The sequence below is a fragment of the Frigoribacterium sp. PhB160 genome, assembly GCF_003751785.1.
GTDB lineage: Bacteria > Actinomycetota > Actinomycetes > Actinomycetales > Microbacteriaceae > Frigoribacterium.
This window is the reverse complement of sequence record NZ_RKIE01000001.1, coordinates 306965-319144: the sequence shown is the minus strand read 5'-3', so window position 1 is coordinate 319144 and position 12180 is coordinate 306965. Positions and strand designations below refer to the sequence as shown.

The following is a 12180-nucleotide window of genomic DNA, read 5'->3' as shown; positions in this document are numbered from 1 at the left end:
CTGATCCGATAAGTGCTTCACTGAGTGTGGCGGAAACGCCACGGCGGTGGGGCTCGCCGTCACCAACCTCGACTCAGGTCGACAACAGTCCCTATCTCAACCACTGGCGTGCCCAGATACCGAGATAGGAGACTAGATGACCACCGACACCATCGTCGTCGGGGCACATGCCCGAACGGCCGGCGTCGTTCTCTCGACCGCTGCCCGCATCGCGGCCCGGCTGTCGGCGCGACTCGTCGTCGTCTGGGTCGACGACTCTCGCGTCCCCGCTGACCCCGTTGACGGCAGCGGCCGAGGAGCGACCGCTCCCCTCGACCCAGACGAGTACGACGCCGTCGACACATCCGCCGTCGAGACTGCGGCAGCCCGGCTCCGGACCGAGGTGCAGATCACGGTCGACGTCCGTGTCCTCGCCGGTGACCCCGCAGAGGCGTTGGCCCGCGTCGCCGCCGACACGCACGCCGTGATGATCGTCGTCGGCTCCTCGAACGGTCCGGCCGCGGGCCTGAAGGCTGCACTGCACGGGTCCACGGCATCGTTCCTCATGCACCATCAGCTCGTGCCAGTCCTCGTCGTGCCGGTCTCAGAGGCACGGCCGTGACGACCCGGATCGCCCTCGTGCGACATGGCGAAAGCCAGGCCAATGCCGACGGGCTCTTCACCGGCATCACCGACTCACCCCTGACGACCGGAGGCCGGGAAGAAGCCCGCCGTGCTGCACACCTGCTCGACGAGGCGGGTTTCCGCCCGGCATCGACCCTGTGCTCACCGCTGGCCCGTGCGACTGAGACTGCCCGCATCATGGTGGCCGAGAACAAGTGGCCCGTGCCCGCCACCGTCGACGTGCGACTCCGGGAACGCGACTACGGCGACCTGACCGGACGGACCAAGGCTGATGTCCGCCGCTCAGCCGGCGAGGAGGACTTCACCCTGTGGCGGCGCTCCCTGGACACCCCGCCCCCGCCGTCCTCTGACGCGCTGTTCGCGAAGCTGTGGGCTCAGGATGCCCTCCGTCATGTGGAACCCGAGAACCGCACCCGGGCCGAGAGCCTGCTCGACGTCATCGCCCGGGTCCGCCCCGTCACCGAGGCGGTCAAGGCCGGGACCGCCGGCGGCACCGTGCTCGTGGTGGGCCATGGCAACAGCCTCCGCGCACTCTGCCTGCTGCTCGACGCGCTGACCCCGCTCGAGGTCGCCGCGCTCAACATCCCGACCGGACACCCCCTGATGTACGACCTCGCCTCCGATGGGCATCCGCTGACGCGGGGCGGCACGTACCTCGACCCGGCCGCAGCGGCCCTCGCCGCCGCGGTCATCACCCACGAAGGAGGAACCTGACGTGAACGACTACATCAGCGACCGCACCATCCACACCCACGACGTCGGCACCTACGTCACCCACGGAGGCGCACACCCCGTCCAGATCGTGTCCGCCCTCGGGCGGTCGATCTTGGACTCCCGCGGATTCCCCACCGTCCAAGTCGACCTCGAACTCGCCGACGGCACCCTCGTCTCGGGCGCCGCCCCCGCAGGAGCCTCGACCGGTGCCCACGAGGCCGTCGAACTCCGGGACGGTGGCGCAGCGTTCAGTGGCAAGGGCGTCCGACGAGCCGCGCAGATGGTCACCACCGAGATCGGCGACCTCCTCACCTCACGCCCCTGGGCCGGGATCAGCGAGATCGACCGTGCCCTCGCCGACCTCGACGGCACGTCGAACTGGTCAAGGCTCGGCGCCAACGCCGTCGTCGCGACCTCGATCGCGGCGTCCCGGGCGCTGGCCCGCGAAGCCGGCCTGCCCCTGCACCGGTGGATCGCCCTGCTGTCGGGGGCGAACGAAACGCTCCCCGTCCCGCACTTCAACGTCCTGAACGGAGGCGCCCACGCAGCTAACGACCTCGACTTCCAAGAATTCATGATCGCTCCCGTCGGGGCGACCAGTGAAGAGGAAGCGGTACAGACCGGAGCAGAGGTCTACCACGCCCTGAAGACGCTCGTACAGACGCGCTACGGCACCGCAGGGCTCGGCGACGAGGGCGGCTTCGCCCCGGCGATCAGCAACCCCGAGGAGGCCCTCGACCTCATCGTCCAGGCGATCACCGACGCCGGCCACCGGGCAGCGCTGGACGACGTCGCCATCGCCCTCGACCCTGCCGCGAACGGATTCGGCGACGGAGACGGCCGATACCGAGTCGCCGGGCAAGACCTCGATCGTGGAAGTCTCGCGGACCGGTACGGGGCCCTGCTCGAGGCGTACCCGATCAGGAGCATCGAAGACGCGTTCCACGAGGACGACCACGACGGGTGGGCGCTGATGGCGTCGCGGTTCGGCGGACGGGTTCAGCTCGTCGGCGATGACCTGTACGTGACTGACCCCAGAAGGATCGCCGAAGGCGCGGATCAGGGCTGGTCGGACGCCGTTCTCATCAAGCCGAACCAGATCGGTACTGTGAGCCAGACCCTCGACGCGATCGCGACGGCCCGGTCGCACGACATGGCCTGCATGGTGTCGCACCGCTCCGGGGAGACCACCGACACGTTCATCGCCGACCTCGTCGTCGGCACCGGGGTCGGCCAGATCAAATCCGGTGCCCCCGCACGCGGGGAACGGGTCTGCAAGTACAACCGCCTGACCGATATCGAAGCCGATCAGCCCGGACTTCCCTACGGCCTCAGCACGAAGGACGATGCATGACCTCACCCTCACCTGACTCACCGTTCCCGCCGCTGCCTTCGAGCAGAGGCGACGAGTTCCGAGGGCTGGGCCAGGACCCGGACCTCGATGTCGACGACTCCACGGGCACCGAACGGCCCGTGCACCTGCGGTGGCGGTTCATCGGACTCGTCACCCTCGGCGGCACGATCGGCACGGGCCTGCGCGAAGCCCTGGCGTTGAGCTTCCCCGCGGCCCCGGGCACCATCCCCGTGACGATCCTGCTGATCAATGTCGTCGGTGCGTTCGCGCTCGGGCTGCTCCTTGAGTCGCTGGTGCGACGAGGGCCGGACGCGGGTCGCCGACGCGACCTGCGTCTACTCATCGGAACAGGCGTTCTCGGCGGATTCACCACCTACAGCGCCCTCGCAGTCGACACCGCGACCCTGTTCGGTGACGCGCCGTCGATCGCCATCGCCTACGGTGTGGGCTCGGTCGTGCTCGGCGCCGTGGCTTCCTGGGCCGGCATCACCGGCGGTGCCGCCCTCCACCGCCGTTCTGAGGCGGCGTCGTGATCGCCCCATGGCTCTTCGTCGCGATCGCGGTCGCCGGTGGCGTGGGTGCGGCCCTGCGCCTAGTCGTCGATGGTGCCGTCCGCAGCACGCGGTCGGCGCCCATTCCGCTGGCAACCCTGGTCATCAACGTCAGCGGGTCGTTCGTGCTCGGCTTGCTCACGGGTCTCGCCGACCACGCGGGGCTGCCCCGAGAGTGGCTGCTCGTCGCGGGCGGCGGGCTCATGGGCGGCTACACCACGTTCAGCACCGCCAGCGTCGAGACCGTGCGCCTCGTAGCCGAGAAGAAATGGGTCGCGGGGATCGCCAGCGGCGCGGGCATGCTGCTGCTCGCTGTCGCTGCCGGGCTCGTCGGCCTCACCATCGGCACGTCATGACACCCTTCTGACTTCCGGGGCGACGCATTCCCAGGCGTCACCCCGGAACCGCCCAGGACGACCTGGTCACAGCCGGAGCCTGCCCCTCATGAGGGCTGAACATCGGGGCATGCTCGTGGTCTCATCAGGTTCGCGACCGCTTCGTGCAGCCGCGTCAGTCGGCGGCCGCCGACTCCCTTTTCCGTTTCGACGAACGAGTGAGCAGGAGAAAGCATCATGAACAACACCGTCATCCATGACTTGGTTTCCGAGATGCTGAGTCGGCTTCCGTCAGGTGGAGGCATCGTGGCTGTGGACGGCGATGCTGGCGAGCAACTCTCGGACATGGGTAGTCAGTTGGCTCGGGAGATCAGCGCGAGAGGCCTCACGTCGTCCGTCCGAGCATTCACGGGCACAGACTTCGAGTCCTCGACCGCCGGCACGGACGTGGTGTTGATCGTCGGCGAAGGCGCGCTGCAGCCTGGCGTCCGGACCCGGTGGAACTGGACTTTGTGGGTGGAAGCCTCCGGGGTGCGTGATCCGGCGAGCAACGACCGCACTGCGGTGGCGTTCGAGAGCTACCGGTCGCGTGACGAGCCCAAGGGCGCCGCCTCGGCCATCGTCGACGTCAGTGACCCCGAGGCCTATCGCCGTGATTGGAACGACGCCTGTTCGATCTGAGCCTCTCCCACACGCCCCCTCGTCATCCGCGGTCAGGCCAGAGGACGGGGAGGCGCGAGGAGCGTTCCGCGGATGACGCTGCCGTGGAAGGTGCGCACGGCGACCGTGATCCAGGCCCCGACGAGCCCGATGTAGAACACGACCGCCAGTACCTGCAGCGCGACGAGTCCCGTGTGCAGGGCCAGACCGTTCAGGCCTGTCACGCAGGTGCCGACGGGGAAGGTGAACGACCACCAGGTGAGTGAGAACGGGAGCCCCTGGCGGATGGTGCGGAGGGTGATGGCCGATGCCAGTGCCGCCCACATCAGGGCGAATCCCAGAGTGGGCACACCGTAGACGAGCCCGAAGGCGAACAGGGCGTGCGAGGTTCCCTGGTCGACGGCGAGGTGGGCGTTGCCACCGAGCAGGTTGGCTGCGGTGATCGACTGCCCCAGGGGGCCGAGGACGATCCAGAGGGTCGGGACCATGCCGGCCGGGCCGATCTTGTGCTGGGCCAGGCGTGACCAGATCAGCGTGATGATCACGATCGACGCCAGCAACGACAAGCCGAACATCGCGTAGCACCCCCAGAGCATGTTCTGCCTCGCCTGCCCCTCGGGCAGGAAGGGCAGCAGCAGCGCACCGGTCGAGGCAGACACCATCGGGGGAACCACGGGCATGAGCCAGCCGCCGAACGCGCTGTCAGGGGCCGTGTCGTGCCGGGTGAACGTCAGGTACGGGACCGCGATCGCGCTGACGAGGCCGAGCACCGTACCGATGGTCCACAACACCCAGTCGATGCCGACCGCCAGGGGCGTACCGAGGACGTCTTCACCCAAGAGCAGGGTGCCCGCGCCGACGGTCAGCAGCGCCATGGGCGGTGCCCCGTAGAAGTGCGCCATCACCGGATTGAGTCGATGCCCCCGGGCGGTGGCTCGGTAACGTACCCAGTGCATGACGGTCGCCGTGCTGAGAGCGACCAACAACACGCTGGCCAGTGCCCAGACGATGGTCGCGGCGGGGCGCAGCCCCGGGAACTGCAACGGCAGGGTCGCCGCAGCGTTGGCGACGATGCCGGTCCCCATGATCGACGCGAACCAGTTCGGGGTCAGGTTCGACACGATCTGCCCGCGGTGCTCGAGCTGGCGGAACAGACCGTGCGTGCGGGGAAGGGCGACAGTCGGTGTGATCGCGGCAGGCATGTCTCCATCTTCGTACGTGCGTCCGGCTGCCGATACGGGCGGATGCTTGTGGTGTCACAATCGATCCTTGTGACCGGACTCCCTGTTGATCTCGAGACGCTCCGACTGCTGGAGTCGATCTCGAGATCGGGCAGTCTGGGCCGAGCCGCGACATCGGTGGGCATCAGCCAGCAGGCGGCGTCGTCTCGCATCACGGGCGCCGAGCGGCGGCTGGGTCGTACGTTGCTCGTCCGCTCTCGGGCGGGCTCGGCGCTGACCGAGCACGGACTCCTGGTGTGCGAGTGGGGCCGACCCCTGCTCGAGGCGGCGACCACCTTCGAACGATCGCTGCACACCCTGACGACCGGCGCCTCCGACGCTCTCCTCGTCGCGGCGAGTCAGACGGTGTCAGAGGCGCTGATGCCCCGCTGGATGACAGCGGCAGCGGATCGTGTCCGGGTGCGCCTGGAGTCGGGCAACAGCGACTGGGTCGTCGGCGAGGTCCGTTCGGGGCGCGCGCACCTCGGGTTCACGGAGACCCCTGATGAGGCCGACGGGCTCGCCACGACCGTCCTGGGTGTCGACGAACTGCTCATCGTCGTCTCGCCCAGGCACGCATGGGCATCGAAGTCCGAACCCGTGACGGCAGCGGATCTCTCATCCACACCGCTCGTGTCTCGGGAGTCGGGCTCGGGCACTCGCCGGACCCTCGAGCTCGCGCTGGGGATCGACCCTGCCCTGATGGCAGAACCCGCTGCGCAGTTGTCGTCGACGGGCGCCATCCGGGCGGCCATCGCCGGTGGTGTGGGTCCGGGAGTCATCAGCTCGTTGCTGGTCGAGGACGACCTCCGCGCCGGGCGCCTCGTCACCGTCCCGGCAGCCGTCGACCTGAGACGCCCGTTCCGCGCCGTGTGGTCGGCCGGTCTGAGCGCCGGGGCGCAGGATCTCCTGGCCGTGATCGCCGCGTTGCAGCACAGCCCCGACTCCTCGCCGAGATGATCAGAGAAGCGAAGCGTGCCGGAGGGCCGTGACGGCCCGCAGGTGCTTCTCGCCGGCGCGGGTGGCGTTCGCCGGCGACAGATGGGGTGCCGCGAGCACGGGCACGACCCTCGCACGCGGTTCCAGGGTGAAGTACCTCATCACGCCCGTCAGGGCCGGGGTGCCGAAGGTCACGATCGCCCGCAGCTGCGGCAGAGAATCGAGCAGCTGGGCCAGGGCAGGGCGTGCGTCGTCGATATCAGTGACGGTCGGCGCCCGACCAAGGGCCCACGGGACGATGTTCCATCGCAGGTAGACGTTCCTGCCCAGACCCGACTCGATCCGTGCTCGCTTGAACGCAGACGCCGTCGGCCCCGGGTTGTCCTCACTGCTGATCGCGTCCTCGCCCTGCCTGATCGTGGCAGGACCGGGTGATTCCATCAGCACGAGAACTTTCGCCGCTGCTCCTCCACCTGATGGGTCGAAGCCAGGCACGAAGCGCGCACGTTCTGGTCCGGAGCTCCGCCATTCCGATACGAGCTGATCGAGGCCCCTGAGCTGCTGCATCCCTAGACGGTACGACGTCGAGGACCGTTTCCGCCCACGCTCGCCGACGACGCGGAACGACCAAGATGGAGTCCTCTCCGAGTGCGCTCGCACCACAGCAAGTGATCCAGTGGGCGATGGGCTTCTGGGCACCAGGTCCGGAGTTTAGAGCGCGTCCGGTGCCCGATCCCCTATCGGGACGCTCAGGAGGCGGGTGCTGATTCGGCCACGACGTTGCGAAGTGCCGAGATCCACTGATCGAAGGTGTCAAGGTGCGCGTCGTGAGATGCGCCCGTGAGATCTACGCGTCGGACAACACGCCCACGAGTCACGAATTCCGCCTTTTGCTCGTCCGAGAACATGCCACCATCCGCGTAGAGCACCAGGGTCGGCGCGGTGATGCTCTCCCACTCAGCCCACCGCGGCTCACCGACCGCTTCGATCGTGGCCTGCATGACGTCGGCGTCGAAGCGGGGATGCAAGCCATCGGCCCGTTCTTCGAGGTCCTCCACCCATGCACGCTCGAGGTGCCCCTCACCGAGAGCCGCCAAGGCTTGTGCCCGGTCGGTGAACGGAACATGCCAGGACCGGAAGAAGTCGCCGAGAGCTCTGTGCTCATCAGCCGTCCCACCGCCCTGATTGCCTTCGAGCATGACGAGCTGCCGCACGAGGTCCGGACGAGCCGCGGCGACGAGCATGGCCGTGTGCGCCCCCATCGACTGGCCGACGAGGGTCACCGGCCCCGACGTCTCTTCGCCGATGACGGCCTCGACGTCGGACACGTAGGCCTCGCGAGAGGTGTCCGCCGGCCTGGTCGTGCTTTGCCCGTGGCCTCGCTGATCGATCAGGATGACCCGGCGCCCGGCCAAGCCTTCCGCAGTGTCGATGAACTCGCGGCTGCTCCCTGCGAGCCCATGAAGGACAACCACTGCTGGCTCAGCACCTTCGAACACCCTGTAGGCGATCGTCACCCCGTCGGCGACTACCGTCTGCTTCATCGCCGAGACCATGACGCGAGCCTACGGGCACCGGACTTCTCGCATCAGGACCCGTGCGGACGACGATGGCTTAGCGGGACAGCCCTTGAATCGAATAGCGGCGCTCGATGCTGGCCGTCACCCGACCCCACTTACTGCCTGCGACGCGTCGCTGATGAATTTCGAAGACGTGCTGGTCTTCAAACCGCTCCTCGACTGACCAGACCAGCGGATCTCGGGTCTGGGCGACCACGAACGAGATGCACCCGGCTTCGGCACGCGTGAGCTTGATGTGATCCGCCAGGTGGAATCTGACGATCTCTGCCTGTTCCTCAGTGGCGCAGACGAGTTGACCAGTGAGATGTATCTCGCTCATGCGCCCACCGTACGGCTCTCGTGACCGTCCGTTAGTCGATCCCCTATCGGGCAGGGTCTTCCCCCTTCACTGGGGAGCGCACCAGATCCGTCAGCTTCGTAACCCGTTGCCGAGGAGGGTCATGTCAACTGAGGAGCAAAGGCCGAGCCGCGCGACTCTCGCGGTCGCGCATGGGGCCTGGATGGGCCTCCTCGCCGTGGGCACACTCACTGTCACGGCGATTCCAGGCTTCATCGGGTGGTGCGGCACAGCAGCGACGGGCTGTGAATCAGAGGCGCAGGTTGCCGAGGGGGTGGCTCAGGCCATCAAGAGCATGGGGATCGGAACAGCCGTTGTGGCCGCGGCTTTCGTGGCTCTGCCCTGGGCCCGGCTCAAGGTCCGTCTCTTGCTCACGGCAGCTTTCGTCGTGTTGGTTGCGCTCGTCGTGGCCCTGTCGCTCATCGTGACACGCTGAGCCAACGCCCAAGGCCAATCCCTACCGGGACAACGAAGGTGCCGCACCTAGCCCGATGTCGTGAGGAACGAGGAGGGACCTCGAAGTCGTGTGCCGATGCGACGTTGCGTCGCCTGCGAATCGAGGCGGACATCCAGCGGCCCTGGCATGGATGAACGTGCTCGCTGCGATGCGGGGATGCGAGACGGATCGAGACCGTCTCGAAGAGCGATCAGACGACCGAGGTCGTACCGGCTCATGGCCTCCGGGCCCGCGAGGTGATGCATGCCGCTCCGTCTCGCGCTGGCCAGTTCCAAGATCGCCCCTGCGAGGTCTTCGACGTGCACTGGGCAGCGCACATCATCGGTGAAGAGTTGCTCCTTGCCCCGGGCAGCCGCGTGTGTACGACGTTCATGCACGGACGCACCGTTGCTGCTGATGATGAGAGACGTGCGTACGATCGTGGATTCAGCGGCGACAGCGCGCACTGCTGTCTCTGCCGCTGCCTTGGCGGCGCCGTAGGGAGTGAGCGGGTCTGGCAGGGCCCGCTCGGAATAGGGCGAACGGGCGCCGGAGAAAACAGCGTCGCTCGAGACGAACACGAGGTGGGCGCCTGCCGCCGACGTCGCGACCGCTGCGTTGGCCGCACCGTCCGCTGTCGTGGCCCAATCCGACTGTCGATACGCGACGTTGATCACGACATCGGCGCGAGTGGCTTGGATCAGCTCGATGGTCGCCTGCCGGTCGCGGAGATCCAGTTGTCGCCACGCCGAACCACCTGACGGCGTCGTGGCAAGCGTGGAAGTACCGATCGCTTCAATCTCTTGAGCTCGCGCCTGAGACAGCAGCTCACCGCCCAGAAGGCCTCTACCGCCGAGAACGAGCATCCGCATGTGCCCAAGCTAGGGCCGAGCATCTCGTTTCGATACCTGCTGGGCTATCGGGACAGCCCCGTCTTGAGCGAGCGCACCAGTACCGTGGGCTCGTGAGTGACTTCTTCGTCGCAGGTAGCTGGCGCAACCGTGCGGCCATCGTCGAAGTCGTTCAAGCGCTCGACGACGCAGGGGCATCGTCATACAGCTTCGTCCGAGCCGAGTACGACGAAGGCGCTTCCGATTTCGCCCGTCCGGGAGGTGCGGACGACGCGGACCTCCATGAGCCGGGCATCCAGAGGCTCTTCGACCAGGATCTGGCCGCACTTCGCGATGCCGACCAGTTCGTGCTCGTTCTTCCCGCTGGCGCAGCGGCGCACATCGAGGCCGGCATCGCCTACGGGCTCGGGAAACACTGCTGGGCAGTGGGGCCGATCGATCGATCTGAGACCCTTTACCGCATCTTCACGGCCATGACTGGTGATGCGGCGAGTCTCGTCCAGCATCTCGAGCGCTCCCGAACCCTCCAGTGACCGATCGTCTAGTGAGACGGGTGCCCGGTCTCACGAGCGCGGCCGGGCATGTAAGGGAGAAAGTACAGCTGACGAGGACGCAGTCGATGTACTCCGTCCCGATACGAGCCGCCGATGACAGCGCCGTCGACGTCCAGATCCCACCAACCGAAGTCGTCACCGCTGACGACGACCGAGTCGTCCTTGGTCACTAGGACCTCGAAAGGCAGGGCTCCATGCCGGTGCGGGGTCACGGTCACGACACGGTCGAACTCGGCCTGAACGGTGGAGACCTCGACGTCGCCAGCCTGGCCGACCATGGCGACGACCCGGGCGACGAATGCGTCAAGACTGCCAGGCTCGGGGCGCCCGGTCAGGAGATGGTCCGTGAGCAGGAACCAAGCCTCTGCGAAGTCGGATTCATCCCAGCCCAGCTCCCACCGCCGCGCGGGCATGCCTGAGGTCGGGGCGATGTCGATCACCAGCCCGTCAGCCGCGACGACCGAGAACGGGCCCACGTGAAGCATCGGCAGTGTCAAGCTGCCTGACCCGAGGGATCTTGCCCGGACGGCGCCACCGAACTTCTCGCCGGCGCGAGTGGCGAACAACTCGAACCGCTCGATGACGTCGTCGGGGACCGGTGCCATGACTTCATCCTGCGGTATCAAGACCCAGCCCGGCCATCACAATTCACGCTCAGGCCTGATCGGCCAGCCACCCCCTATCGGGCACCCGCAGACCTGGCGATGGCGGACCCGACCAACTGACCGATCGGAAGCCCACGACGCCTGTGGCCGTCGACCAGCAGCGCCTGCATCCCGGCTGCCCTGGCTCCGTCAACGTCCTTCACCGGATCGTCGCCGACGAACAAGCATGCCCCCGGCTCGACTCCGAGCTCAGAGGCAAGAACAGCGAAGGCCCTCACGTCGGGCTTCGAGAAACCGACGCGCTCAGACGTGCAGACGACATCGAACTCGACGAGGAGACCTGTATGCCGGAGCTTCGCTAGCTGCTGAGCCTCCGTCCCGTTCGTCAGCAGCCCGATGCGATGACCGGACGCGCGCAAGCTCTGAAGAAGCGGAAGCGCATCGGGGAATGCCCGCCATGACGACTCGTACGCCCGCAGATAAACGTCGAACAGCTCGTCGACATCGACGTCAACGGCAGGGACATCGACCCCGAGCGGAGGGAGGACCGAGCGCAGGCGTTGACGGCGCTGCTCCGAGAAGCCGATCTCGCCCGACCGCCAGCGCTCGAAGTGCAGCTCTTCGGCGGCGAACCAGCTCGCAAGAGTCGAGTCGGACGCGACCACGCCGAGCGAGCCGAGGAAGTGGACCGCGGCGGATCGGGCTGAACCGTGGTGATCGAACAGCGTCCCGTCGAGGTCGAAGCCGACCGCACCCACTGGCGTCACCGCGCCAGTCTAGAAGTAGACCGGTGGCCGATCCCTACCGGGCACTACGCCATCTCGGCCTTCGACAACGCCGGCATCGTCACCCACGCCGAGGGCCTCGAACAGTTCGCCACCGACCCGTTCATCACCGTCCCGCTCATGGTCGGGGTGTTCGTCGGCAGCCTGGGCTTCCCCGTCTTCATGGTCCTCATGGTCCACAAGACGCACCTCCGACGCTGGAACCTCCACACGAAGGTGACCGTGACGGTCACCACTGGGCTGCTGATCGTGGGAGCGGTGATGTGGACGCTCCTCGAGTAGGGCAACACAGCGACCATGGGCGACCTCCCGGCGAACGAGGAACTGGTCCACGGGCTCTTCGCGTCGACCATGATGCGAAGCGGGGGCTTCGCGCTCGTCGACACCGGCGCCTCTCACCCCATCACCCTCCTCGTCACCGACGCCCTCATGTTCGTCGGCGGCGGGTCCGCCTCCACGGCCGGCGGCATCAAGGTCATGACGAACGCGCTGCTATTCCTCGCGATCGCGGCCGAGGGCAAGGGTGACGAGAACGTCCGCCGCCGCACCCTCCTGTACGACTACCCGAAGGACCGCCCTGTCATCGGCTGATGCCGGGCGGGAACTCCGCCGGGCTGGAACGTTGACGGGCGCCG

16 protein-coding genes and 1 pseudogene are annotated in these 12180 nt (G+C 67.4%); 10 read left to right on the top strand and 7 right to left on the bottom strand.

Features of this window, described 5'->3' with window-relative positions; all coding sequences use genetic code 11:
* Positions 1-136: 136 nt before the first annotated feature.
* The 6 genes from EDF38_RS01510 (at position 137) to EDF38_RS01485 (ending at position 4259) form a co-directional block, all read left to right on the top strand.
* The gene (locus tag EDF38_RS01510; RefSeq protein ID WP_123353639.1) at positions 137-601 is read left to right on the top strand and encodes a universal stress protein; all 465 of its coding nucleotides are present in this window, start codon (positions 137-139) and stop codon (positions 599-601) included.
* Positions 598-1338, top strand: a complete 741-nt coding sequence (locus tag EDF38_RS01505; protein WP_158613296.1) for a 2,3-bisphosphoglycerate-dependent phosphoglycerate mutase — start codon at positions 598-600, stop codon at positions 1336-1338. The genes EDF38_RS01510 and EDF38_RS01505 overlap by 4 nt, the downstream gene beginning before the upstream one ends.
* Position 1339: 1 nt before the next feature.
* A complete protein-coding gene (gene eno / locus EDF38_RS01500) occupies positions 1340-2692 on the top strand; it encodes a phosphopyruvate hydratase (RefSeq protein ID WP_123353637.1) in 1353 nt (450 codons plus the stop codon).
* Positions 2689-3225: a CrcB family protein gene (locus EDF38_RS01495; RefSeq protein WP_123353636.1), complete on the top strand. Its 537-nt coding sequence runs from the start codon at positions 2689-2691 to the stop codon at positions 3223-3225. Before eno ends, EDF38_RS01495 begins: the two co-directional genes overlap by 4 nt.
* Positions 3225-3599 (top strand): CrcB family protein, encoded by a 375-nt coding sequence (locus EDF38_RS01490; RefSeq protein ID WP_123354941.1) that lies wholly within the window; start codon positions 3225-3227, stop codon positions 3597-3599. The genes EDF38_RS01495 and EDF38_RS01490 overlap by 1 nt, the downstream gene beginning before the upstream one ends.
* Before the next feature lie 216 nt (positions 3600-3815).
* Complete coding sequence (locus EDF38_RS01485) at positions 3816-4259, top strand: hypothetical protein (protein WP_123353635.1); 444 nt, start codon at positions 3816-3818, stop codon at positions 4257-4259.
* A 32-nt stretch (positions 4260-4291) separates the two neighbouring features.
* On the opposite strand, the gene EDF38_RS01480 is transcribed toward EDF38_RS01485, so the two are convergent.
* Positions 4292-5440 carry a TDT family transporter gene (locus EDF38_RS01480; protein ID WP_123353634.1) on the bottom strand — a complete coding sequence of 383 codons (1149 nt, stop codon included), beginning with the start codon at positions 5438-5440 and terminating at the stop codon, positions 4292-4294.
* Positions 5441-5491: 51 nt separating this feature from the next.
* Here EDF38_RS01480 and EDF38_RS01475 point away from each other — a divergent pair, with 51 nt between their 5' ends.
* The gene (locus tag EDF38_RS01475) at positions 5492-6418 is read left to right on the top strand and encodes a LysR family transcriptional regulator (RefSeq protein WP_158613295.1); all 927 of its coding nucleotides are present in this window, start codon (positions 5492-5494) and stop codon (positions 6416-6418) included.
* Here the strand turns inward: EDF38_RS01475 and EDF38_RS01470 are convergent, their stop codons facing one another.
* The 3 genes from EDF38_RS01470 to EDF38_RS01460 all read right to left on the bottom strand — a co-directional run bounded on the left by EDF38_RS01470 (position 6419) and on the right by EDF38_RS01460 (position 8296).
* Entirely contained in the window at positions 6419-6964 is a 546-nt protein-coding gene (locus tag EDF38_RS01470) for a uracil-DNA glycosylase family protein (protein ID WP_123353632.1), read from the bottom strand.
* 182 nt (positions 6965-7146) lie between these two features.
* Complete coding sequence (locus EDF38_RS01465) at positions 7147-7953, bottom strand: alpha/beta fold hydrolase (protein ID WP_123353631.1); 807 nt, start codon at positions 7951-7953, stop codon at positions 7147-7149.
* Between the two features lie 58 nt (positions 7954-8011).
* Positions 8012-8296, bottom strand: a complete 285-nt coding sequence (locus EDF38_RS01460) for a putative quinol monooxygenase (protein ID WP_123353630.1) — start codon at positions 8294-8296, stop codon at positions 8012-8014.
* Positions 8297-8417: 121 nt separating this feature from the next.
* Here EDF38_RS01460 and EDF38_RS01455 point away from each other — a divergent pair, with 121 nt between their 5' ends.
* Entirely contained in the window at positions 8418-8750 is a 333-nt protein-coding gene (locus tag EDF38_RS01455) for a hypothetical protein (protein WP_123353629.1), read from the top strand.
* A 47-nt stretch (positions 8751-8797) separates the two neighbouring features.
* On the opposite strand, the gene EDF38_RS01450 is transcribed toward EDF38_RS01455, so the two are convergent.
* Positions 8798-9622 carry a sugar nucleotide-binding protein gene (locus tag EDF38_RS01450; protein WP_123353628.1) on the bottom strand — a complete coding sequence of 275 codons (825 nt, stop codon included), beginning with the start codon at positions 9620-9622 and terminating at the stop codon, positions 8798-8800.
* Positions 9623-9714: 92 nt separating this feature from the next.
* Between EDF38_RS01450 and EDF38_RS01445 the strand changes: the two genes are divergently transcribed.
* Positions 9715-10134 (top strand): hypothetical protein, encoded by a 420-nt coding sequence (locus EDF38_RS01445; RefSeq protein ID WP_123353627.1) that lies wholly within the window; start codon positions 9715-9717, stop codon positions 10132-10134.
* An 8-nt stretch (positions 10135-10142) separates the two neighbouring features.
* Here EDF38_RS01445 and EDF38_RS01440 read toward each other — a convergent pair whose 3' ends face one another.
* Together EDF38_RS01440 and EDF38_RS01435 are read right to left on the bottom strand one after the other, a co-directional pair.
* On the bottom strand, positions 10143-10760 hold the full coding sequence (locus EDF38_RS01440) for a hypothetical protein (RefSeq protein WP_123353626.1): 618 nt from the start codon (positions 10758-10760) through the stop codon (positions 10143-10145).
* Between the two features lie 74 nt (positions 10761-10834).
* A complete protein-coding gene (locus EDF38_RS01435) occupies positions 10835-11527 on the bottom strand; it encodes an HAD family hydrolase (protein ID WP_123353625.1) in 693 nt (230 codons plus the stop codon).
* Here EDF38_RS01435 and EDF38_RS16135 point away from each other — a divergent pair.
* Positions 11471-12136: pseudogene (locus EDF38_RS16135) on the top strand (potassium transporter TrkG). The gene EDF38_RS01435 and the pseudogene EDF38_RS16135 overlap by 57 nt on opposite strands.
* Positions 12137-12180 lie beyond the last annotated feature (44 nt).

Coding starts and splice junctions, on each gene's coding strand:
- EDF38_RS01510 (WP_123353639.1), top strand. CDS start 137: ATGACCACCGACACCATCGTCGTCGGGGCACATGCCCGAACGGCCGGC.
- EDF38_RS01495 (WP_123353636.1), top strand. CDS start 2,689: ATGACCTCACCCTCACCTGACTCACCGTTCCCGCCGCTGCCTTCGAGC.
- EDF38_RS01485 (WP_123353635.1), top strand. CDS start 3,816: ATGAACAACACCGTCATCCATGACTTGGTTTCCGAGATGCTGAGTCGG.
- EDF38_RS01480 (WP_123353634.1), bottom strand. CDS start 5,440: ATGCCTGCCGCGATCACACCGACTGTCGCCCTTCCCCGCACGCACGGT.
- EDF38_RS01470 (WP_123353632.1), bottom strand. CDS start 6,964: ATGCAGCAGCTCAGGGGCCTCGATCAGCTCGTATCGGAATGGCGGAGC.
- EDF38_RS01465 (WP_123353631.1), bottom strand. CDS start 7,953: ATGGTCTCGGCGATGAAGCAGACGGTAGTCGCCGACGGGGTGACGATC.
- EDF38_RS01460 (WP_123353630.1), bottom strand. CDS start 8,296: ATGAGCGAGATACATCTCACTGGTCAACTCGTCTGCGCCACTGAGGAA.
- EDF38_RS01455 (WP_123353629.1), top strand. CDS start 8,418: ATGTCAACTGAGGAGCAAAGGCCGAGCCGCGCGACTCTCGCGGTCGCG.
- EDF38_RS01450 (WP_123353628.1), bottom strand. CDS start 9,622: ATGCGGATGCTCGTTCTCGGCGGTAGAGGCCTTCTGGGCGGTGAGCTG.
- EDF38_RS01440 (WP_123353626.1), bottom strand. CDS start 10,760: ATGGCACCGGTCCCCGACGACGTCATCGAGCGGTTCGAGTTGTTCGCC.